This window comes from Paenibacillus sp. Mc5Re-14 (genome assembly GCF_001049835.1).
Lineage (GTDB): Bacteria > Bacillota > Bacilli > Paenibacillales > Paenibacillaceae > Paenibacillus > Paenibacillus polymyxa_C.
The window spans coordinates 5,418,147-5,441,934 of the sequence record NZ_CVPD01000001.1 but is presented as its reverse complement, the minus strand read 5'-3'; the positions used below and the strand labels follow the sequence as shown (position 1 = coordinate 5,441,934).

Annotated in this window: 17 protein-coding genes and 1 pseudogene; 14 read left to right on the top strand and 4 right to left on the bottom strand. The window is 43.1% G+C overall.

The features are described 5' to 3' along the window. The first annotated feature begins 9 nt into the window (after nt 1-9). From BN1546_RS24610 to cysK, 4 genes are all read left to right on the top strand, one after another. A complete protein-coding gene (locus BN1546_RS24610; RefSeq protein WP_090739051.1) occupies nt 10-3,894 on the top strand; it encodes a beta-ketoacyl synthase N-terminal-like domain-containing protein in 3,885 nt (1,294 codons plus the stop codon). Between the two features lie 20 nt (nt 3,895-3,914). Then, nucleotides 3,915-4,595, top strand: a complete 681-nt coding sequence (locus BN1546_RS24605; RefSeq protein ID WP_090739050.1) for an HAD family hydrolase — start codon at nt 3,915-3,917, stop codon at nt 4,593-4,595. Further along, entirely contained in the window at nt 4,552-4,704 is a 153-nt protein-coding gene (locus BN1546_RS27470; RefSeq protein ID WP_176702353.1) for a hypothetical protein, read from the top strand. The genes BN1546_RS24605 and BN1546_RS27470 overlap by 44 nt, the downstream gene beginning before the upstream one ends. A 542-nt stretch (nt 4,705-5,246) precedes the next feature. Next, on the top strand, nt 5,247-6,179 hold the full coding sequence (gene cysK / locus BN1546_RS24600; protein ID WP_090739049.1) for a cysteine synthase A: 933 nt from the start codon (nt 5,247-5,249) through the stop codon (nt 6,177-6,179). A gap of 397 nt (nt 6,180-6,576) precedes the next feature. Here cysK and BN1546_RS24595 read toward each other — a convergent pair whose 3' ends face one another. Continuing rightward, complete coding sequence (locus tag BN1546_RS24595; protein WP_090739048.1) at nt 6,577-7,113, bottom strand: metalloprotease family protein; 537 nt, start codon at nt 7,111-7,113, stop codon at nt 6,577-6,579. A 472-nt stretch (nt 7,114-7,585) separates the two neighbouring features. Between BN1546_RS24595 and BN1546_RS24590 the strand changes: the two genes are divergently transcribed. Then, nucleotides 7,586-8,239: a hypothetical protein gene (locus tag BN1546_RS24590; RefSeq protein ID WP_090739047.1), complete on the top strand. Its 654-nt coding sequence runs from the start codon at nt 7,586-7,588 to the stop codon at nt 8,237-8,239. Nucleotides 8,240-8,539: 300 nt separating this feature from the next. After that, nucleotides 8,540-8,824 carry a hypothetical protein gene (locus tag BN1546_RS24585; RefSeq protein WP_090739046.1) on the top strand — a complete coding sequence of 95 codons (285 nt, stop codon included), beginning with the start codon at nt 8,540-8,542 and terminating at the stop codon, nt 8,822-8,824. A gap of 393 nt (nt 8,825-9,217) precedes the next feature. On the opposite strand, the gene BN1546_RS24580 is transcribed toward BN1546_RS24585, so the two are convergent. Both BN1546_RS24580 and BN1546_RS24575 read right to left on the bottom strand, forming a co-directional pair. Beyond that, nucleotides 9,218-10,021, bottom strand: coding sequence for a Shedu anti-phage system protein SduA domain-containing protein (locus BN1546_RS24580; protein ID WP_090739045.1), 804 nt, complete (start codon nt 10,019-10,021; stop codon nt 9,218-9,220). A 392-nt stretch (nt 10,022-10,413) separates the two neighbouring features. Then, nucleotides 10,414-10,623, bottom strand: coding sequence for a transposase (locus tag BN1546_RS24575; RefSeq protein ID WP_090739044.1), 210 nt, complete (start codon nt 10,621-10,623; stop codon nt 10,414-10,416). A gap of 135 nt (nt 10,624-10,758) precedes the next feature. On the opposite strand from BN1546_RS24575, the gene BN1546_RS28105 reads away from it, so the two are divergent. From BN1546_RS28105 to BN1546_RS24535, 6 genes and pseudogenes are all read left to right on the top strand, one after another. Next, complete coding sequence (locus BN1546_RS28105; RefSeq protein WP_255305605.1) at nt 10,759-11,625, top strand: hypothetical protein; 867 nt, start codon at nt 10,759-10,761, stop codon at nt 11,623-11,625. Beyond that, nucleotides 11,535-12,140 carry an IS4 family transposase gene (locus BN1546_RS24560; RefSeq protein WP_255305592.1) on the top strand — a complete coding sequence of 202 codons (606 nt, stop codon included), beginning with the start codon at nt 11,535-11,537 and terminating at the stop codon, nt 12,138-12,140. Before BN1546_RS28105 ends, BN1546_RS24560 begins: the two co-directional genes overlap by 91 nt. Before the next feature lie 574 nt (nt 12,141-12,714). After that, on the top strand, nt 12,715-13,305 hold the full coding sequence (locus BN1546_RS24555) for a hypothetical protein (protein ID WP_090739040.1): 591 nt from the start codon (nt 12,715-12,717) through the stop codon (nt 13,303-13,305). A 546-nt stretch (nt 13,306-13,851) separates the two neighbouring features. Next, on the top strand, nt 13,852-16,827 hold the full coding sequence (locus BN1546_RS24545) for a TerB N-terminal domain-containing protein (protein WP_090739038.1): 2,976 nt from the start codon (nt 13,852-13,854) through the stop codon (nt 16,825-16,827). A gap of 20 nt (nt 16,828-16,847) precedes the next feature. Further along, a complete protein-coding gene (locus tag BN1546_RS24540; protein WP_090739191.1) occupies nt 16,848-18,167 on the top strand; it encodes an ATP-binding protein in 1,320 nt (439 codons plus the stop codon). Then, a pseudogene (locus tag BN1546_RS24535) lies at nt 18,164-20,358 on the top strand (DEAD/DEAH box helicase). The gene BN1546_RS24540 and the pseudogene BN1546_RS24535 overlap by 4 nt, the downstream one beginning before the upstream one ends. A 97-nt stretch (nt 20,359-20,455) precedes the next feature. On the opposite strand, the gene BN1546_RS24530 reads toward BN1546_RS24535, so the two are convergent. Then, the gene (locus tag BN1546_RS24530) at nt 20,456-21,076 is read right to left on the bottom strand and encodes a hypothetical protein (protein ID WP_090739037.1); all 621 of its coding nucleotides are present in this window, start codon (nt 21,074-21,076) and stop codon (nt 20,456-20,458) included. 325 nt (nt 21,077-21,401) lie between these two features. On the opposite strand from BN1546_RS24530, the gene BN1546_RS24525 reads away from it, so the two are divergent. Continuing rightward, nucleotides 21,402-21,860 (top strand): GIY-YIG nuclease family protein, encoded by a 459-nt coding sequence (locus BN1546_RS24525; RefSeq protein ID WP_090739036.1) that lies wholly within the window; start codon nt 21,402-21,404, stop codon nt 21,858-21,860. A gap of 400 nt (nt 21,861-22,260) precedes the next feature. Continuing rightward, nucleotides 22,261-23,775: an SAVED domain-containing protein gene (locus BN1546_RS24520; protein ID WP_090739035.1), complete on the top strand. Its 1,515-nt coding sequence runs from the start codon at nt 22,261-22,263 to the stop codon at nt 23,773-23,775. Nucleotides 23,776-23,788 lie beyond the last annotated feature (13 nt).

Genomic DNA, 23,788 nt, shown 5'->3' with positions numbered 1-23,788 from the left:
AGAGAAGGCATGGAATCTCGTATATACAGCCGCATTAGGGACGGGAGCTTGAGCCGTGAAGAAGCAGCACAGCAATTGAAGATGATCGGAGAAGCCTATAGTGCCGCAGCAGGCGGAGATAGCCAATTAATTGAAGCTGTGCAACGGCTGCTTTCAATGCTGATTTGCGATTTACTCAAGATCGTAGAGGAGTCGTTTGATGGACAAAACGAACTGAGTGAATATGGCTTTGACTCTGTGAGCTTCACCCTGCTTGCCAATCGTATCAACGATGAGTATGGGCTGCAGTTGAGTCCCACGTTGTTTTTTGAGCAGACGAATCTGGACAGTCTCGTTCAATATCTGGTTCAGGAACATCGGGTGAAGCTTACCGCAAAACATATCACTGGAGCAGGGAACGCAGTTTCACCGGAGAATCCGGCGAAACTGCAAGATAAACCCGAGAAAAACCTGACGGACTGTTCAGTCTCTCTGAAGCCAGGAAGTGCACGCTTTCTGCAGGAGGAGATGCTTGCCGGGCAAGCATCTCCTCCTATGTCCAGGGATTCGGCCGCAAAACGGGCTGGACGGCATGAGACTTCGCCGCAGCTCCGGACGCAGGCTGCTGTGCAACAGGAACCGATTGCCATTATCGGAATGAGTGGCAGGTTTCCGATGGCTGATAACCTGGAGCAATTTTGGGATAATCTCGTTTCCGGCAAGGACTGCATCTCCGAAATTCCCAAAGACCGTTGGGATTGGCGGGAAATATACGGCGATCCCCTCACGGAGGTCAATAAAACTAACGTGAAATGGGGCGGATTTATCGAGGGCGTGGATGAATTCGATCCCGCATTTTTCGGCATTGTTCCCCATGAAGCGGAACTCATGGACCCTCAGCAACGGCTTTTAATGATGTATGTTTGGAAGGCGATTGAAGATGCTGGTTATGCTGCGAGCAGTATCGCCGGCACCGATACGGCGCTTTTTGTGGGAACAGCGGGCAGCGGATACAGCAATTTGGTCTCTAGAGCAGGCTTACCCATCGAAGGTTATACATTCAGTGGGATCGTGCCGTCAATGGGACCTAACCGGATGAGCTACTTTCTTGACATCCATGGACCGAGCGAGCCCGTGGAAACCGCATGTTCCAGTTCGCTCATTGCCATCCACCGCGCCGTCTGCGCGTTGGAGAACGGAAGTTGCAGCATGGCCATCGTTGGAGGCGTCAATACACTGATTGCTCCCGATGCCCATATCGGCTTTAATAAGGCAGGAATGCTGGCTCAGGACGGGCGCTGCAAAACATTTTCAAGCGCTGCCAACGGTTATGTGCGCGGAGAAGGGATTGGGATGCTGGTGCTCAAGAGGCTGCGAGCCGCCGAACAGGCCGGTGACTCGATCTACGCGGTCATCCGGTCGTCGGCCGAGAATCACGGAGGGCGCGCCAACTCCCTGACGGCACCCAATCCGAATGCGCAAGCCGCGCTGCTGCAGACAGCCTACCGCCGAGCCGGAATTGATCCGCGGACCGTCGGATATATCGAAGCCCATGGCACAGGCACCGAGCTTGGTGATCCCATTGAAATCAACGGGCTGAAGGCGGCGTTTAAAGCGCTTTACGAGGAGACTGGTGATCCGCATATTCGTGAAGCACATTGCGGACTGGGTTCGGTGAAATCGAACATCGGCCACCTTGAGCTTGCCGCGGGCATCGCGGGAGTCATCAAGACAGTGCTCCAACTGAAGCATCAAACATTGGTGAAAAGCCTGCATTGCGATCCGGTGAATTCGCACATCCGTCTGGAGAATACCCCGTTTTATATTGTGCGGGAGACCGTCGAATGGAAAGCACCGGAGGATGAACACGGACACCTGCTTCCACGACGAGCCGGGGTCAGTTCTTTCGGTTTCGGAGGAGCTAACGCCCATGTGGTGATCGAGGAGTACCGTGACGAACGACCTTCAGACACGGAACAACATTTTGCTGCTTGCAATCCCTTGCTGTTTGTATGGTCAGCGAAAACGGAAGACCGGTTATTGGCCATTGTCCAGCAATGGCTTGCCGAAATTCGTGCCCAGCGTTTTGACGAAAGGGAACTGGCAGATATCGCCTACACGCTTCAAACTGGACGCGAGGCGCTGGAAGAACGCTTGGCGTTCACGGCTGGCAGCCTTCAGGAGCTGGAGTTCAAACTGGAAGGGTTCATGCAGGGAAGGACTGATATTTTCCGCGGAAGAGCAAACCGGGGGCACGAGACGGCAGCGCTGTTTAAGGATGAAGATATGCGGCAGGTGCTGGAGATTTGGATGGCCAAAGGCAAATACTCGCAGCTGTTAGATCTATGGGTAAAGGGGGTGACATTGGACTGGAGCAGGCTGTATACGGGGGCGCAGCCGCGGCGACGCAGTCTACCGACGTACCCCTTTGCCCCTGAAAGGTACTGGGTGGCGGACCTCTCTGCTCCATTGACAACATTATTGACCAGAATCCGGCCTCAACATTCCATAACAGAGGAAGCGGCCCTGGCTGTGGCAGATAATTCCGATGAAGATGACATCTCGCCACTTATTGCCAATATCGTAGCCGCTGCGACGGGTTATCTTGCCGCAGAGATTTCTTTCGACCGTCCTTTGGCACAGCTTAGCTCGGATTCTATTGTGATAATGAAAATTGTGCGGGCTATCGCGACATCGTTTCATGAATGGAATACGCCGGAAGCAGGGAATGAACTGCTCAAGCTTTTCCTTGAGGAAGAGATAACCGTACGTCGTTTGGCCGGTCATATCTGGAATAAGCGGAGGGTTTCGAGGGCTGCCGCATTGCCGGAATGCTGGGATCAGAAGACTATACAGGCTGTGTATGGTGGGCAGAAGGAGATTGCCCAAAATCTTCTTTGCGACAAGGTCCGCATTACTTCAGATGATCCGTTTACCATGACTGGAACTTTAATTGTCGACGAAACGCATCCTTTCTTTTTTGATCATCCGCTTGATCATATCTCCGGGCTGCAGTTGGCTGAGGCGATGGGACAATTGGCTAAAACCGGGCAACTGCTCAGATTGGGACTGGACCCGAAAGAACCGGTTTTTGTGTATGAGGCTCAGCTTGCATTTCATGATTATTGCCATAAAGCGAATAAAGCTGTTGTTCATGCGGTCGCTCCGCCGGCCGGCGGAGCTGAAGTGGATCTCGGCTGCTACAAAACAGAAATTATACAGGAGGGACGTCTGGTCGCCAGCGGGACATATAAAATTAAGCATTTGTTGTCGCCTGAGCGAGATGCAGCATCCAGCTGGACACATGACACTTCTCTGTCTTTGCCTGTATCTAAGGAGCTTGTAAATAAACGACTACACATTAATGTAATGATCAGCGGAGCGGAGAGCAGCAAGGATCGCGAAAGTTTAGAGTGCCGATTGTGCATCGATCCTGAAAACCCCTATTTCAGCGATTTTCCGGGAGTCTGGCATGACACAGTCGTATTGCTGGAGGCATGCCGCCAAAGCTTGCGGGTGTTCGGTTATGCCCAGAACGGATCGGACCAGCGCCCGTTAAGCGGACTGCTCCCGGTGTTGAAAACGATGAATATTAAGCTAACGCGGCCTATTCTGCGGACAGCGGAAGTGGTCTTACACAGTGAGCGCCATGAAGCTTTTCAGGTTGGAGACAACCATATGCTGCAGCTCCAAGGGCTGATTATGTCAGACGGTGCCAAAGCCGGAAGCTATGAAATACAATCCCTGTTGCTGGCCGAGGAGTTTCTCGCCTGCTTGCGAGAAGGACAGCTCCGTGAAGCTGCTTCACCGCCAACCAAAAAGAAAAAATCACAGAAGCAGGCTCCCGCCGATGTAAAAGATTTAGAAGCTACAACCGCAGGGCAGCCCCCGGAACAAGAAATACTGCAAAGGTAAAATGCAAAGGAGACTGAGCTATGAATACAATTCGACTGATTGCATGTGATGTGGATGGCATCCTGCTGACCGACACATTCAGTCCAGTGCTGAAATCCTTGGTAAAGAAGGCGGGAATGCCCTATACCCGCGAGATCGAGAGAAATGTTTTTTCGCGGCAGCGTTCGGAAGCGGTCGCCTACTTGAAACAACTGTTCCGGGTAAGCTCTAGCGAAGCCGACTCGCTCCGGGATTTTTTCGGGGAACGGGATAACTATATGGCAAATCATGATTCGGGACTTATTGAAGGTGCCCTTGCGTTTCTGAATCTGCTCTCCACGCAGAATGTAAGGCTGGTTTGTTACGGCGGATTGGCGGAAGAGAAACTCCTGAGCCATTTTGAGTATTGCAAGCCTTTTTTTGAAACGTATATATGTACTAACGATTTTCGGCCGGGGATCAAAGAGATTACCCGCGACATTTATGGACTGGAATACCATGAGGTGTTGTTCATCGACGATGTAAACACGGTGGCCGAGGTCGCTAAATCGTTGAATGCGCCCTTCATTGGTGTGCCATCGACCCCTTTTCAGTATGAGGATATGAAGCAGACCGGGGTTAAATACTTGTTGAATTCGCTTAAGGGAATTGACGCAGAGCTGCTGGAGAGAATTGACCTTGAAGCCGCCGAACAAGCCGTCTGGTCGAATCATGCGCAGTAATTCTACGGAAATCGCGAAAGCAGGTGGCAGCGTGGCGGAAATTTCCAAGCTGGATATGATTTTGATCGATTTTGACGGCACCATTTCCCCAAATGCCGTAGCCTCATAATATAGAGCCCCCATGATTTTTATTAACCGATATACTGAACTTCCTATGGAAGAATTATCTGGACTCTTTAAAAGAACGATCTGTTTTCTACGGACTGTTCGATGCTTTCTTCCGTGGGGCTTTAAAGCCTGTTTACTGGACTTTTATCGCAAAGTTATCGCCTTGGAGGAATACGGGGGATGCCGAGCGAAATTGAAAAAAGCTTTTTTCCTTTTTGGACTTCTACGAGCATAAAAGCATGGCTTACCGCATACTCTCCTCCGCACAACGGACGGTTATAAGATTTGCCCTGCTGTACGGAAGGATCGGTCCGCACCATATTTACGACTTGTAGGGAAGCCAAAATCCAGTTCCGTCAAGTGTTTGATGCGTTGATCGATTACACGATTCGGCTAATTAACGTCATTGCTTGATGTCTGACCCGAATTTGCTGTATATCAGATGGAGCCAGAGGGAAAATAAGGTATTGTGGAGAGGGAAATTCTGTGATAGCATCAATATTATAGTAAATAGGTAGGAATTAATAGTTTGGAGGGATTAATTTGGCTAAAATTTATCAGAATTTGACAGATCTCATTGGAAACACCCCTTTACTGGCATTAACGAACTACAGCCAAACCCAAGATATTGAGGCAAATTTGATTGCTAAGCTGGAATATTTTAATCCCGCCGGCAGTGTAAAGGACCGCATCGGTTATGCGATGATCAAAGACGCCGAGGATAGAGGACTAATCAATAAAGGCTCTGTCATTATCGAGCCGACCAGCGGCAATACCGGAATCGGGCTGGCTTTCGCCGCTGCGGCTCTTGGATATAAACTGATCATTACGCTTCCCGAAACATTCAGTATCGAACGCCGTAAGCTTCTGCTTGCGCTTGGTGCCGAATTGGTGTTAACCCCAGGAGCGGAAGGCATGAGAGGCGCGATTAAACGTGCGGAGGAACTGGCTGCCGAGAACCCAAACTCCTTTATTCCGCAGCAATTCAAGAATCCTACCAATCCGGAGATCCACCGTAAAACTACAGCGGAGGAAGTATGGCGTGATACCGACGGTGAAGTGGACATTTTTGTTGCAGGCGTCGGCACCGGTGGAACGGTCTCAGGCGTCGGCCAAGTGCTGAAAGAGCGCAAACCTTCGGTCAAGATCATCGCCGTGGAACCGTTCGATTCACCGGTGCTTTCCGGCGGATCGCCTGGATCGCACCATATTCAGGGTATCGGAGCAGGCTTCGTTCCGGATAACTACAACAGTGAATATGTGGATGAAGTGTTCAAAGTCAAGAATGAAGATGCTTTTGCAACAGCACGGCTACTGGCCAGAAGTGAAGGACTGCTTGTCGGTATTTCTTCCGGAGCTGTGGCCTATGCGGCGACGCAAATTGCGAAGCTTCCTGAGAATAAAGGCAAAAACATTGTCGTGCTCTTGGCAGACACAGGTGAACGCTACTTGTCTACTCCGTTGTTTGACTTTTGAAATAAAGAAAGTGCCAAAAAGACACCTATGATTAGATCTGAGCTATCACCTACAAGAAGGACACTTTGAAAAAGAGCCCCTCGTGGGTCATTGGTGTTTTAATCAAGGTATGAGGTGGGCTAAACGAGTTACGGCAACAGATGATGATATTAGAGAAAGAAGAGGACTAGAAGGAACAAAGCAAGGAACGTGTCGATGAGATGATTCAACTTTTAAGCTTGCGGTAAGATATACTGGAACAATTCGATGATAATTTGTTCAATGCGTTGGTGGAAAAATACAATTTTCTCACCAACGCATTTTGTTCTTGCCTTGAAAAGTGGAATGAGTATACACGAAAACATTTAAGCCTTTATTTCACGTCCTCGGTTTGTATTTGATTAAGCATACATTACATTCATGAGATATGATAATTCACTTTAGTACGTTCATCAGTTACATATTTTATTGATTTCCAGTTCTTTAATGCAACATAAAAAGAATAGAAATCACTACTACATCCAGGAGTGTGAATACATAATATTGCTGCAAAAACACTAGGGAAGAACAAGCCAGGAATAATGATTATTAAAATACCGAGTGAAAATGTGATCAATACGAATGGTGCCAAAAGATTAATTAGAAAACGTTGCTTGGTTGCATACCCATCAAATATTACATACTTTCTGCCCCGATATACATTTCCGATATCTTTACCACCCTTTAGGATGCTCTCATGAATTTTTTCATGTAACCATTCAGTGACATAAACGAATGATATGACTATCACCAACCAACCAATGAAACTAATTAGTGAATCAGCTTTACGGAATAATCTTAGAAGAAAGTCTAAATTGGGTGCAATCAAAATCAAAGCAACCACAGTAAAGAAAAGGAGCCCTATCATGAAGTTTCTCTTTTTAGCTTGTTTGCTATTTTGAACAATCTCTATCAAGAAGAATTCCACCTTTCAAATCGCCATTCACTTAATATTGTAAATTATCCAACCATTAAAGAAATGGTATTCCCTAAACTGAATTCTATAGAAAAAAAGGTAGGAAATAAACATATAAAAGGTTCAATATCGTTTAAGTGGAAACTAGATATTACAATAAGAATGGTAATGCGATTCATAAGATAGCAGATGGATCACAGCGCAAATAAGCTGGGAAGTCGGACTTTTGTCAGTTAAATGAATAATACTTTTGAAATTGTGTACTTGTGGTCCTTGGTTCTAATGTGGTCTTTATACAACGGTTCAATTTTAGATAGCAAGTGATTTCGGGATACTTCATAAATAGTTGTATTTCCATGGTCGTTTCCTCCAATTACATACTTAGTAAGGGAATTATTTTATTAAGTAATTATATATAATGAACGTATTAAGTGTTAGAAGCTAGACAATTAATTTAGAACTGGGGGATCGTATGAGCAAGAGGAGCATTAGAAAGAAAAGAACATATACAGATCAAAGCAAAGGTGACGCACCAACGCAGAAAAAGAATCAAGATAAACCTGCTAACACAGATAAATTTATAGCAAGTGGAATAACTATACCTAAGTCCATTACAAATTTTATAAGGAAATTTGATAAATCATGGATAGGGAAAACTTATAGATGTATAACCACAATACTTAATACTTGTTTTCTTATAATTTTGGTTAATTTTATTATCTCTAAATTAATGGACTGGAATTTAATGAACTGGATTCCATTTAATTTAGAAAGCATTGTTAATTCCCTGAACACCTTTGATATTTGGTTCACTGGTTTTATGCAAATCGAGATTGTTGCCAAATTAGCACTGATGTTTGGATTTTGTACTTTTCTGTTTAATGCTGTCAAATCAACCGATATGAAACAACTGGCATTTAATAGAATGCATAAACTGTCCAAAAAAGGTAAATGGAAATTAATGAGAACTGATATTTATGTAACTTATACTTTATTAGGTCTTAGCCATTTCTTCCCTCCCCAATATGTGAATGAAAATCCATTCAGAACATTGGGATATATTTATATCCTTAATTCTGTATTTTTTTATTTTTACATTAGCAAAAACAATAAAGAAGGAAACTAAGACATAGAAGTGCGTTAGAGGGGAATAGCAAATAAAAAGACCATCAATAAAAGGATTCGACAATCAGGCGTTTAGAAATTACGCCGATAATTAATGCATTGTGAGGCCCAAATAACAAAGCGGAGGTAGTCCGGGAAATTTAAGTTCCGGATTACCTCCGTTTCTGTTAGGCGCCTAATTTTATAATTACGTATAATTTGACGTAATTAAACTTAGACCGGAACCATATTCAACGCACAAACTTTATTTTGACGGAAGAGTCGATTACCTGGATTAAATGACCTGATTGAAGGAAAGCAAATGAGTTTAGCAATTTATTTTCGGGAAACGAAGCGCACAAAGAAGCTGTATATTTGCCATCTTATTGATAACGGTGCAAAGAATGCAAAAATTACCATCCTTCGGGATGTCTTCGGTGATTTACCCAAGGATACCAAGATTAAAGCGCCCCTGGATTGGCGTGCAATGTACGTCCGGATTGACCGGCTGTTTAAGAATAAAATGATGGAGGCTCCTGCAGAAAAAAAAGGTATTGATTATCAAAAATGTTACTTTGTTTTTGGGAATGAGTTTTGGTTCTATTAATTAACCCAAAATGGTTGTTTACTGATAATGTAATGGTTAGTACCGTAAACGTCCATTTTTGTCGGGTGATAAGAACATTATCTCATTAATTGCCGCGAAAATCGTGGCTTTTTTATTTTATGGGATAAAGTTCTTGTCAAAACCAAATGACAAGAACTTTATCCCATTACCGATTTTGACAAGAATATTATCTCATTCCCAACGAACCAAACATCGAAGGTTTATATTTTAACAGCTTTTTTGTTTATTGGTACAAGTTAGTGTCCGGAGTCGACAACAAAAACTTGTACCTGTGGCTGAAAGGACAAGAGCATAGTGTCATTATTGATTTGGTATTTACCTAAACAGCTTAATTCGGCTTATGCGTAAGAAAAGTGGACGTATCGGCAGTTATTAATAAGTTGCTTTTCCAACAACTTCCTTAGCAGTATCATAAAGATTATCATAATGCAGAAGTTCAATATTTTGTTCCGTTTTTGTACGACGCTTAGTTCGGTAAGTCTTTTCGTTAAAGTCTGTCCGACGACCTGCAACAACGACGAAATGGATTCTCGTCCTGTCGGGTACCATAAATTCTAAAGGTAATTGTTGTGCCGCGTTCTTGTACTTTAGAATAGCTTCTTGAAAAGATGTATAGTACGATTCGAGCCAATCAGACCAGTCTTTTACTTGACGAATACCCTTTCTGAAAGCATCGCCTAAATCACCGTCACTTAAAGTGATTTTCCCGTATCGTGCTTCTAACTCAACAAAGATGAATTCATAACCGCCTGAATTTTTGCCGATTATCAAGAAATCAACTTGGATAGCTGTACCTAACTTGAGCTCTGGAAAGATGAAGGCATCGTGATGACCAAAGTTATAATTTTGTAAAATGGAGGCGATTATGAAATAGGCTTTATTCTCTCGAATCCAATTTAAAACTGTTCGCTCAGGCGTTCCAGGACTATCTAACATTTGAGCATATTTTTCGCATAAGTAGTTAAGCTCCGACTCTTTTTTTAATTCTTCAATGTCTAGGTAGTTATTTGGAAAAAGGCTCATGAAATGGCGTGCGGCTTTCGGGTACTCTCTGAACAAACTTTTTCGTATCCATTTTTCACCCAATTTCCGAACCTTCTCCCCTTCCTTCTTCTCATCCCAGAGTTTCAATTCTTCATCGGTAAGATAGGTGCTGTCTCGTTCATATATTTTCATGTGCGCTCCTCTATTTCGATAGTATTAAACATACCTAATTTTAGCATAATGGCTTTAATTATCACTATATAACCAGCAAGAATTACTGTAGATAACAGTGTTTGGTTGCTATATCAATACCAGGTAAACTAAATTGTCGACCGAACCCAATAAACCGGGTAAAGATTCATTGTTTCTTCTTTTGAAAAAGAAAATAATTATTAAAATCCTTCACTACTAAAAGAATGTTCTCTTTGTGGAACATTGTTCTCGATGTGTTGAATTTTCAATGGTAGTATATAGATTGAATACAAGTTATAAGCACAGGAATTCTATATATTTGTATACAAAAACGGGGGATAAGTATGCTTGAAATAACAGGTGATGAAATCGCTCAACTTAATGATACCGACCTAAGATCCTTGGTAGGCCTTCTTTGTGAAGCAGAACTGGCATCTGCACAAATCCCGCCATGGGGCACCCGAACGAGCGACCCAAAGCATGGCATTTAACATCCATCGGTTGTCCACAGCGGGACGTCCTCCTTGTGGTTTTCGTTCGGGTGGAAACAGATTTTGAATCAGCCGCCATTGTTGATCTTGGATTTCGTATCGTGTACTCATCTACTTTATTTAACCTAATTAAGCCCTATTCTTGCATCACCCAAATTCCAGTTAAAGGATGTTCTTTGGAGAGTATCCGAAAATGGGGACATGAAGTAAAATAATAGGATCTTGTGTGTAAAGGGTGGCTCTCTCATGTCTACGTCGAACGCTTCTTCTCTGGCGACGCCGGATTTTTCATTTTTCAAAAGGATGTTTCTGTTCAATACCCTTCTCTTAAAGCGGTTGATTCAAACCATGATCACGCTGTCTACTCGGCTCGGCTCCTCCATTTCTGCGGCTAGTAGGGACAATGCAGAGCGGCAAGCCATTGGCCGTCTGCTGAAAAATGCGGCGATTACGGAAGAAAACGTGTTGGACTGCTACCGGCTAGAGACGATTCGACAGATGAAAGAAACCAGAGAACAGGTGTTTTTGTGCGTCCAGGACACCACCGGAGTCAGCTACGGGCAACGCGACAAAACCACCGGTCTGGGCCAATACACGACGTCTAACACCAAAGGCTTGTTGACCCATTCCGCTGTGGTGTTCACGACCACGGGGTTGCCGCTGGGACTGCTGTATCAGAAAATCTGGGCTCGGGAACCTCAGGCGCAGGGGAAGCGCAAGGTCAGTCCGTATGAGGAAAAAGAAAACTACCGCTGGACCGAAGCTGCACGCATCAGCGCCGCTGCGGTGCCAGAGTCCCTGAAGCTGATTCACATCGGCGACCGGGAAGCCGATTTTTTTGAATTTTTGGTCCAACTGCAGCAAGACGGGCAGTCGTATGTCGTTCGTTCCATGCAAAACCGGATCACGGAGGATGGGGACGAGCGCCTATGGGACAAGGTGCGCGCCCAGCCCGCCGCGGGCGAAATCCGCGTGTCTCCCCCCGGGATACCCGCCGGGGTACACCGGCACGGGAGACCACACTGGCCATTCGGTTTACGAGCAGCACGGTCCAGGTGCCCATTCATTTGCAGCAAAAAGGAGCAGATTACCCGCCACTATCCTGTACGTTGATCCACGTGGTGGAAGTGACGCCGCTGGTGGGCCAGGCGCCCATTGAGTGGTTTCTGGTCACCAATATTTCGACCACGAATGCGGACGAGGCGGCGGAAAAAGTAGCTTGGTACGTGCAGCGCTGGAAAATTGAGCGGTTCCACTACATTTTAAAGAACGGATGCGAAGTCGAAAAACTGCAGGAACACCATGCCGATCGGCTCCAAAAACTTATATTGTTCTACTCGATCATTGCGCTACAAATTCAGCATCTGACATATCGGTCCAGGGAGCAGCCGGAAGCCCCGGCGACTGAAGTGATCAGCGAAAACGAATGGCAGGTACTGTACCGGATTGCCTATCGAACTAAGACCGTGCCCCAGCAGCCAGCCACGCTTAAAGAGGTCGTGTTAGCTTTAGCTAAGCTCGGTGGATTTTTGGGACGCAAGAGCGACGGAGACCCGGGCACGAAAGTGATTTGGAAAGGTCTGCGAAGGTTTCGGGACGTGTATGAATCCTACTATTATTTGATGTAATTTTTTTCTATTTAGGTGATGCAGGATTAGAATTAAGCCTTGTTAAACAGTTTGAAGACACACTCTAATGTATATTCATTTTTAATTAATTCGTCATTACTAGCGGGTTTGGTTTCAGGGGTCATCGCAAGTGCAGCGTGGGAAAGCATAAGATACGTGATATTACATACTTTCAAAAAAGTAAAAGATAAAAAATACAACAAAATAAAAGTAAAGGTATTGAAGAAAAAGAAGCTACTTTGGGTATCGAAGTAAAGGTGAATAATAATCATTACAATTTTAGGTTTAATGGAATCTCATCGGAAAAAGCACACTAGATAAAATTATTCCTTTACTAGTATCTGTACAATCACAAACAATAGAAACACACGAAAAATCAATACCTGGAATCCCTACTTTTATTGGAACCTATGATGAAAAAACATGCTTGTGGGTGGTTAGAGAGACGAGTGAAATCATTAAAGAGAAGATTAGAATTTCCAATGATTAGCCTAATTTGAAGGCGATAGCTATAAGTACGTTAGTTATTAAATTAAACAATTGACAAGAAAGATCGTTCTGGAGGGAATTTGATTTGAAAGATGACTATAAAGAATACTTACTCGTGAAACAAGAATTTGCAAACATCTCCAAGGAAGTTCCGTTGCTGTTTACTTGGCTAATCGAGATGCTTCAGAAATTAGAATATAAGCTTGCTACTATAATGTTTCTGAAAGAACAAGCAGAAATTGTGGAAAAGGAGGGAACAAGCAAACTAAGTCCAAATCTTTTTGACGAGAATATGGATTTTCGGATTAGCGAGAAGAATAGAAAAAGATTTGTTGATAAAATTGAGAATTCAGTTGGAGATGCTTCATTTGATAATGAAGAGTTGCTAACTATTTTGAGGAATATGGATTTTAAAGTTTTTAAGTTTGAAGATAATAGTAGATTCATAGACATTTTTCATGAATGCAGAAAATATCGAAATTATTTAGCTCACGAATTCTTTGTGGAACATACTCTTAATGGAGTAGGCGACAGCAAAGTAAAGGAAATGGAAAAAGAACTTGAGAACATTTTATGGGATACAAATACAGTAGTATTCTTAGCCGATCAAATAATAAATTCATTTGCTCATTTTATTCTTCAGTTCATCGTCGAGGAAGCAGAGGAGGTAGAATGAGCAGAGGGAGGTTGTAGTTCGATTTTACATATGAGTATTTACTTCTCTCTTGGTAGCACATGAAATAGAACTTCTCTTGAAATAAGTTTGTTGTATAGGTTTTAGAAAAGAAACCCCCACCGAAGAATGATATACTATTAATAGTACATTCGACTCAGTTTAAGGGTGGGAGATATGAAGTTCTTATTAAGGCTTTTTAGTCGAAAGAAGTATACTTTGAAACTGTATTTTACCCCCAATAAAAGGTTTATACTTAGTGCTTGGTCAAAACATCGATCTATAGCAATTCAGAAGGTGCTATCACTTCCTTCATTACTAGATGACTCCATTCTCAGTAGATGGAGAAATACTGACTTGAACGAAATTGAGCTTGGTTTAACCGATGTGTTAATTCTCCGTAAGACAGCAATCTCTTTCATGGAGAGTGTCGATTCAAGCCGTATACAGTTTGAAATCGATCCAATTATATTGGATCTGAATCAAATACCTCAACCGGATGATTTTATAATTCAAGTTGTATGGAACTAAAGTCAAAATGAGATCCTCATGGAACTACCAAGTGGAGTAGAGTACTTAGAGAATTTTGATCATGGTTGGTTCATAAAAGGAAACCAAGTCTGGCATCTCCCTGATTGGACCACAGTAGATCAAAGCTGGTTATTCAGTAAAATTCAACCCGCTCAACTTCCTTTTTTGCTGACGAATATTCTACCAGATATGATTAACAGAAAGCTTCCAGTGTATAGTCCTATCATCCTTGAATCCCAAGATGCAGTTCATTTCCAAGTTCTCGAGTTTGGAACGGACGCTATCAAACTAAAGGTGAATGTGAATATTGACATTCCTATGCGAATTCCTGGTCTAGAGGGTTATCTCTTAGATGGATACCATCTATATCCCGGCCCGCATCCAGCTTACTTGAATGATTTTCTGTTTAAGCACCCTGCAGACGAAAATGGGATAATCCTTCTCCAAGGGGAAGATATACCCAATGTAGTTGCGCAGATCGAAGGGGAATGGAAGAGATTTACCTCGGGCGATGTTCAAGGATTACTACAAGCCCATCCTATTCAGAGCGCAATTAAGCTCATCCTTGCAGCATCGGTTCAAATTAATAATGGCGTAGGCCAAGTCACCGCAACGCCTATGCTTAAGGTTGAAGGTGTCCAGATGAGCGCTGCTGCAATCTCCCGACGATTGAAACCCAGATTGCAATACATAAGGAATGGATCGGGATGGATTGCGGTAGATGATTTAAGGCGAGTAGGTATCGGGGTTATGGGACGCGCTGTAAATGGTCTCTCTTTAGATAACGTTTTTTCTTTAGGAGCTCGGGAAATTCTCGAAAGAGGAGGCTACCGTTTAGAAGGTCCCTGGAGCAAAATTGAGTTCCCTGAGTTCAACTGGCCACACCAATCAAGCACCCCTGTATTAGAGCATCTTCAATTTCTGGCACATTGGGGCCTGAATGGTGGAGTTAAAGGGGGACAGGTCATTTGGGGGAGTCCTCTTCTAGAGTACCTCTTTCAACTAATCACTCAGTTTCCTAAAGTGCAAATCCTCATGGTTGGCACCAAGGTAATGTTGGAGTCATTAAAAAAGCAATGCAGTGATACGTTTAATTTCACGTGGATCACGTCGTTGGCCGAAGCGAATCGACTTCAACTGGAGGACGTTTCCTATATTGCAGTGACACCAAGTGTTCTGGGCAAGCAAACCGATTTAATGAAGCAGAAGTACGATTTGCTAATTATGTTGGAGCCGGATCTTATAACAAAAAGTACAGACACCAAAATATACGGAACACTCTCATCCATCAAGTCTCGGTGCAGATTTTCCTTGTTTTCGGATGCCAATTACCTTGAGCAGAGTAATGTGAAATCAGCGCATGAAATGCTATTGCAACTCCATTCTGCAAGCGAGCAGCGCTGGACCATTTTTGATCAGAACGCTCCGCTTGCCTTACTGCCAGAACCCTATCAGATGAAGGTGAATACAAGCGTGAAGAATAGCTCAGATGATCTCTTTTTCTCAGAGTTTGACCTAAATGAGTCCAATGAAGAGGACGTGGGAATTAATATACCAGCAAGCACAATCTCGTTTCAGGAACGCACCGTGAAAGTGTCAGTAGAATACGAATCTCGAGAGCAGCAGTTTGTGGAACAGGCCAAGTCACTTGCCGATCGCAACGGTGAACCAGCGCCTTTTGTTCAATTCATGAGCTACTGGCCTACGTATCGGGACATGACTGACTCCCAACAAAAATGGTATTTTTACTGGAGATCGGAAGTCAGGAACATGAGATACCCAGAGACGGACCTATCCTATATTTTTATGCATATCTATGAGCTCATTAATGGAGTAGGATGGGCAGAGCCAAAGCATGGACTATTCCAGCTTACACAGCTACTGATCCACTATGGTGAAGCTTATCGTCAACTTGAGAACTACTTATTTAACTGGATATATGATTTTGCGTTAGTCCACCAGTTAACAAGTACAATTGGGGAACTGGATGTATTGACAAGGAAGCCGGATAGGCTACCTGGAGAGTTTCTTGCAATGGAGTTATTAAGCAAGTTCCAGAAATCTCCGCTTCAGCTTTCATTGGATATGCTATTAAGCTTAAGCAATTATGATATGAAACGAAGCAGATTCTACTTGGGAGAAGGAAAGGATGATCTTGAATTCTATATCCCCCGTATTCTCGCCGTTGTGGATGGATATATCAATAAAATACACGATGTGCGTCTAATAGATATGTTTTCTCCTGGTGAAATGCTAGTGACACAAAGATACCTGTTCCGTAGTGCAGTATATAACAATAGACTTTACGGCAGCACTTTTTCCGTCAGTCATTTGCCCATTTTAGATCATGAACCATTACGAGAATATATTACTCAGATTATCAAATTTGCCGAGAACAAACTCCGGGAATACAAAGGCTTTAAGGGACGGTTAAAAGGAATTTCCTTGGAGCCGGAAGTGGAGACACTAATTGAGCGTTACTTAGCCAGAGAGTATGCCAAACAGTCTATTACAACTGCCATTCAAATTGATACTGATAAACTAGCACAGCTTCAATTGGATACAGAGTATGTGCGTGAGATGTTAACGATTGAAGAAATAGAAGATCCACTCGAGACATCAAATGACGCTCATATGTCGGCGGAAGTCTCGCATGAGTCGGAACTAGTCACCCATTTACAATGTGCTGCTGCAGAAGAAGCACAATCACTGGATAACTCTGTAGAGTCTTCGTGGGATACGGCAGACCTTGGAGAGGAATGGTTACTCTTGGCGGAAGCCTTGAACGAAGTCCACTTCAACGCTTTGGCAACACTAATGAGCGATGCACCCGTAATAGAACTAAGCCGATTGGCAGAAGAGCATGGAACGATGCCAACACTTCTTATCGACGAAATTAACCAAGCCGCGATGGAGCATATTGGAGATTTGATCGTGTCAGAAGATGGTGTTGTGGAAGAGTACCTAAATGATGTGAAGAATTTGAAGAGGTGAACAGAATGTTGGAACAAAATATGAGCGCACAAAAAATACCTAAGAGACTTACCACGGCCCTTGTGAACTCTCTGACTGCCGGAGTAGTACCGCGGATAGGACTCGAGCATATCGCAGTTGGCCGTAGGGCAGAGGTTGAAGCCATTTTAAGAGACATGGAGAATATTGGAGAGGGAGGGGCGGCCTTTAAGTTTATTACGGGCCGTTACGGGAGCGGCAAAAGCTTTCTTCTGCAGACGCTTCGGAATTATGCAATGGATCGAGATTTTGTGGTAGTGGACGCTGACCTGTCTCCAGAACGAAGATTTGTGGGAACGAAAGGACAGGGCCTAGCCACCTATCGTGAGCTGATGATGCATTTGTCCACGCGGACACGACCAGATGGGGGGGCCCTGGAGTCTATTCTTCAGAAGTGGATAGCTTCTATCCAACAAGAAGTGATGATAGAAAAGTCACTTCGTCCTAATGATCCTGCTTTGAACGTTGAGGTGGAGCAGAAAATTTTCGAGATTACAACGGAGATGCAAAGTCTAGTGCACGGATTTGATTTTGCCCGAGTACTGTCCATTTACTGGAATGGCTACAAGCTTGCTGACGATCACCAAAAGCAGTCTGCTCTTCGTTGGCTCAGAGGGGAATTTCCAACCAAGACGGAGGCCAAAAGAGAGCTGAATGTGGGTGTCATTATTGATGATGAGAACTGGTATGAGTACATCAAACTCTGGGCGGAATTTGTTTCGCGAATCGGTTATAAGGGCCTTCTTCTCTTTATAGACGAAGCAGTTAATCTATACAAGATAAGCAATAGTATTGCCCGACAAAGCAACTATGAGAAGCTACTCACTATGTTTAACGACACAATGCAGGGGAAAGCAGAAAATCTAGGGATTTTCATAGGCGGAACGCCGAAATTCGTAGAGGATGAACGAAGGGGACTATTCAGCTATGAAGCTCTTCGCTCCCGGCTGATTGAAGGAAGATATGCGAATCAAGGCTACTTGAACTATACGGGTCCGATTCTAAAGCTTGAAATGCTGTCTCATGAAGAAATTCTTATTCTACTGCAGCGTTTGACTCAAATTCATGGTCAGCATTTTGGATACAGCTCATCATTAACGAATGAGGACCTTATTTCATTTATGCAGACAGCCGTAGGACGACTTGGTGCTGACCAGTTACTCACACCACGGGAGGTAATCCGGGATTTTATGGATCTCCTTCATACGTTGCACCAGAATCCTGAGGTTTCGTTCGCACAGCTCGTTGGGGAGAGGTCAGTTGCCCCCGTAGAATCAGATCCCGATGAAGTCAATGACTTTCTGTCGGAGTTTGAATTATGACGCAAAATCCATTTTATCGGCTCGCCCCATTTTTGCAGGAGTTCATTTATAAAAAGAAGTGGAACGAGCTAAGAGCTGCTCAAGTAGAAGCGTGCCGAATATGTTTTGATACTCCCCATCATCTACTAATTGCCGCAGGAACCGCTTCGGGAAAGACAGAGGCTGCTTTCTTTCCCGCTCTTACAGAATTGCATGAACGGCCTTCACGGTCCGTAGGCATTTTGTACATTGGTCCTTTAAAGGCACTGATAAACGATCAATTTGAGAGGCTTAAGGAATTGATACAGGGTTCACATATCCCCGTATGGCATTGGCATGGGGACGTATCCCAATCCGAAAAAACAAAGCTGGTACGCAGTCCTTCCGGGATTCTGCAAATTACGCCAGAATCGTTGGAAGGGTTACTGATGAACCGCCCCAATGCCATTCCTAGTCTCTTTGGAGATCTAAGGTATGTGATTGTAGATGAGGTCCATGCTTTTATGGGAGCAGACCGTGGTATTCAGGTGCTAAGCCAGATTAACCGTCTTGAGCGCATGACCGGTGTGAGACCACGTCGAATCGGATTATCAGCCACACTGAGCGATTACGATTCAGCTAAAGCATGGCTGGGGGCCGGGAGCCAGCAAGCAGTCGAAGTCGTATCCTCTTCAACAGGCCGCAAACTCCGTCTACGGGTAGATCATTTTTCATTCCCGGATGCCCGTGATGAGGAACAAGCAGAACAGCTACAAAATGCCAAGAAAGCTTACTATAATCACATTTACGAGAGCACCTATCTCAAAAAATCCCTGATTTTCACCAATAGCCGTTCAGATGCTGAATTGACTACGCTAGAAATGAGAAGGGTTGCTGCGCAACGTCATCAACCAGATGTGTTCTATGTCCATCACGGCAGTATATCGGCCATGCTTCGAGAGGAAGCAGAGAATGCTCTGAAAAGCGATCCAGGCCCCGCTGTAGCTGCTGCAACGCTAACACTGGAGCTTGGGATTGATTTAGGTGAATTGGAGCGGATTGTCCAGCTTGGTGCTCCTTATAGTACATCCAGCTTCGTGCAGCGGCTTGGCCGCTCCGGCCGGAGGGAGGATAAGGCATCCGAAATGATGTTTGTCATTCATGAGGAAGAGGACGAAGAGGCTTCACTCCCGGCTCGAATTCCCTGGACCTTGCTACGGGCAATTGCCGTCATCGAGCTATATGTCCGGCACAAGTGGGTAGAGCCTCTGGAGACTCGCAGGCTCCCGATCGGGACAATGTACCATCAGACCATGAGCATCCTAAAAAGCATGGGAGAAGCCCAGCCTGCTGACTTAGCGAGGGCGATATTAACGTTACCTTCCTTTAGGGGAATAACTCCAGAGCAGTATAAGACCTTTTTAAATTATTTGATTCAAACAGACCATATTCAGTGGACAGAGGATAAGAACTTGATCATCGGTCTCACAGGCGAGAAAATCGTTAACAATTTTCGATTTTATGCGGTGTTCAAGGATGATGAGGAACACTCCGTCTACAATGGCTCTGAAGAAATTGGTTCCATCACCACTGTTCCACCTCCAGGTTATTGTTTTTCTCTTGCCGGCAAGCTGTGGAAGGTAGTGGAGGTAGATACGAAGCACAAAGCTGTCTACGTCAAAGCAGCTAAAGGGAAGGTAGACACGTTATGGCTTGGATCTGGGGGAGATATTCATACCCTGGTTACACAAAAGATGAGGGAAGTGCTGGCGGCTGAGGACATCTACTCATATCTCTCACCTGAAGCTGTGAATCGTTTGGAGCGGGCCAGACGTCTGGCAAGAGAGAGCGGATTGCTCAAGGAGATTGTGATTCCGGCAGGAGGCGATTCCCTGTTCATTCTTCCCTGGGTGGGAAGCAAGCAATTTCGGACCCTGGAGCGATTAATCAAACACACACTATCCATTAGGCTTTCATTACGATTAGGCTTTCATTACGATCGGTCGTTCCTATGGAGCCATATTATTTGATTGTATCTGGGCGAAGTGATGCTCCAATACTGTTACAGGAAATGCTCCTTGCATGTAAGGACTGTAATGAGGAGCAGTTACTCGATGACAAAGAGACCCCGTATTTAGGGAAATATGATGAGTTTGTAGCACCCGAATTAATTCGAAGTGCATTTTTGGCAGATGGACTGGATTTAAAGGGGCTAGCGAGAAGTCTGGTGTGAGAATCTGTAAAAGTCCCGATAGTAAAAAAAAGAACAAGTGGATAACACGGAGGCTTTGGACGGCATATGCCGTCCTTAGAACCTCATGCCCAATATACTACATATTTATTTTTTTATTTATTATTCTTATTTTGTTTAGTGCTTCGTTATCAAGGTCTAGTTTTAATAAACTATATTTATCAGCATGAGTATATTTCAAACCTAAAATATACGTTATTGCCGTTAAATGATTATTTAAATCAGAAATGGTCTCAGACTTAAGGATGTATTCTAGCAAAGCATCCATAAGAAGGGTGAAGATCAATGAGCTTACACTTAAAATCACAAAACCCTCATCATATGAGTTGATTTTAGTATTGAAAACGGCCATTAAAGAAAATATTAACGCTAGGGTACTTATAAAAAGCGAAGCTAATGAATTATTTAAATTAGACTTAATACTAGTGCTATTCATAAGGAATTTAATGCTATCCTGCTTTTGGGTAAGGATATCTAATGATTCATTTCTATAGAAATCTAGAAGAACATTAAGCATTTTATCTGAATGAAGATATAAGTCATTGCTACTTTTTAAATTTTTAGTTTTTCTTATGTGTTTTTTCAATGGTTGTCTAAAGTTTATTTTATAACTATGTACAAGTGGTATGTTTTTTGCGTGTTTTAACATTGTGCTTATAGGCATAGCAAGTATTAGAATCATACCTAAAGTGTATATCAATGTTAGCACCTCCTTTATTGATATATCGACATAAATAGAGTCTTCATTAAGAATCTTCTTAAATGGTGTTGAAGCTAAAACCTTCAAAATGAATCATGCTGAATTAATAAATTCGGAATTATTACAATAGTGTTATGTGCAATCTCTTTATACTAGAAAGATACTCCAGTATAGATGTAAAATGAGACAGTGAACGAGCTAAAGCCAAAAAGCTTAAATACAAGATAATCTTATAACAACATTACATTATGAATTCTAAAGCAGCCTCCCAAGAGAAAATACATTTATTTTGGCGACCTGGAAGAAGAAAAGAGGTGAATTTCTCATGAAAAAATGGTACAAGGATCGTATCGACGATCGTTACATATATGGTCTGTTTGACTCGATACCTGAAGTTACAGGAGTCTATATTGGTCAAACAACCAATGTGGAGCGCCGATATGCTCAGCATTTAGAACATGCTTCAAATGCATGGGTGAAGGAACAAATCTCAAGTGGAAGATCGCCAAAGCTGGTCATACTTGAAAAGGCTCGAACTAGTCAATATGAAGCTTATCAACTCGAAGTGGTTTGGGTCCAGGTAGCTTTACAGCAAGGTTTCACGATTTATAATACAGATGCTGATTATTTGGCTGCATTGAGATTATGGAAACAGCTTGAACCTCTTACGAAAACAAGACAAATGCCTAGACTCGACCAAACAAAAGACTTTCAAATGAAGGAAGATTCAAATTTGCTTGAACATCTTCATCACAGTTGGATTCGGCTATTCGGAGAGAAATAAAAATTGCTGGACATGCCAATTAATACGCTGTTCTTCGTGAGGGCGTTTTAAAAACATGCTGATCGATCTGACCATCCTTATTTCTAGCTTGCATACCTGCTAGAAAAAGAATGTTTTCGTTAGGCCGGTTTAAGGAGCCCACACATCTCGAAAATCAATAGTAACTTTCGTAGTTTTACTATCAGAATTTTCGAAATTTAATACTCATCTGCCAGCTTGTTTGTTCCTAAAAATATGTTCTGTAGGTCATGTGTTTACTAGCTTAAAAAGCGCTTAACCCATGAATTAAATTAGGGATAGTGTTAGTAGATATAAGATAAGACAATTGAATATGAACGATTAATGTGAGATAATATGTCGAGAACATAAGTTCTTAATTATAAGAATAGGACTGTGATACATGGGGAAAGCCATTGATGCAATTAATGCCGGTATGACGTATCAAAATCTTTATTTTTGGTTTTTTGCATCCGAGTTACTACATAACAATACCAATATTAAAGAAGTATACTACGAAGATGATCGTGTTAAATCTCTTGATGATGTTGTAGTTGAGTATTTCGAACCTATAGCAGGGGATTATGATATTGCAGACGAAATCACCATGGACTTCTATCAGGTCAAATATCATGTCAAGAACACACATTCAATTGAATTGTTAGACCTCATTAATCCTTCTTTCATTAACGCCTCCACGCACTCGTTTTTAGCTCGTGTACGCGATGCTCTAACGAAAGGGTACACCAACGCTCGTTTTCATTTAATAACACCCTGGAACATAAAAAATGACGATCTTTTAGAAACTTTATTGGATAATTATCACAATAAATTAAATTTGAATGCTTTTTTTGATGGGAAACCAAGAACTAAAATAGCTCTAGCCCGAAGAGCCATGATGGAACACCTCGGTTTAGACGATGAAGAAGAGCTGCGGAAAATCCTGAGATGTATTCGTATTCAGCATAGTAAACCCGGCATTTCTATTTTAATCAGAGATTTACTTAATTCAAAATTAATGCTCGCTGGGCTTAAACCCATTGATTTTAAAGTGCTCGTAAATCCCTATAACGATTTAATTGTTAATTGTGCAAGCAAAGGAAGTAAGCGTTTCAACAAGGAAACTCTCTTGAATTTGTGCCGAAGAGAGGGACTATATACGGGTCTACAATTAATCATAGACGAGATTCCTGTTGGCATTCGCAGTTTCCTTTCTCATGCAGAAAAATTGGAGGAAGAAACTAGTCACTTACTATGTCTTTGTGACCACTTCGATGGACGGCTAATTAAACTTGAAAAAACCTGGAACGACGATATTGCACAGAAGTTAAGAAAGTTCACACAGGGAGTATTTTCACCAGGCAATGCCTACTTACTTCAACTCAACACACATCTTTCCATAACATTTGCTTTAGGGTTAACCTTAAATCCCAAATCAGGAGTTAGAGCATTTCCAGTTCAGCGCGGAGACGGCTTAATTGCATGGATTCCGGATGTACATTGCCAGGACCAAAGCTATTCAGCTTTCATCGAAGAGGTTTTAGATAGCACTTCAACTGAAGGAGATACGGTTGTTGCCATTAGTGTAACTCGTGATGTAAAGCCTCATGTTGAGTGGCACATTGAGAATAACCAACTCCCTGTGAAGACCTTTTATCATTTCCGTATGCCATCAGAAGGATTTAAAGCTGTCAAGGATGGTACGCATGCCTGGAAACTAGCTGAGCAAGTAATCAAAGCTTTAGACAAACGCAATCCAAATCAAAGAAAGGGTAAAGTTCACTTTTTTATTTCAGCGCCTAATGGTTTTGTTTTCTTCCTTGCTCAACAAGCTGCAAATATTCCGGAGATTGTTCTATATGAACATAACTTTTCTGGCGATGGATCATATACCCTTTCTTTTTTGCTCCCTTACTAATAAATTGGAGGTC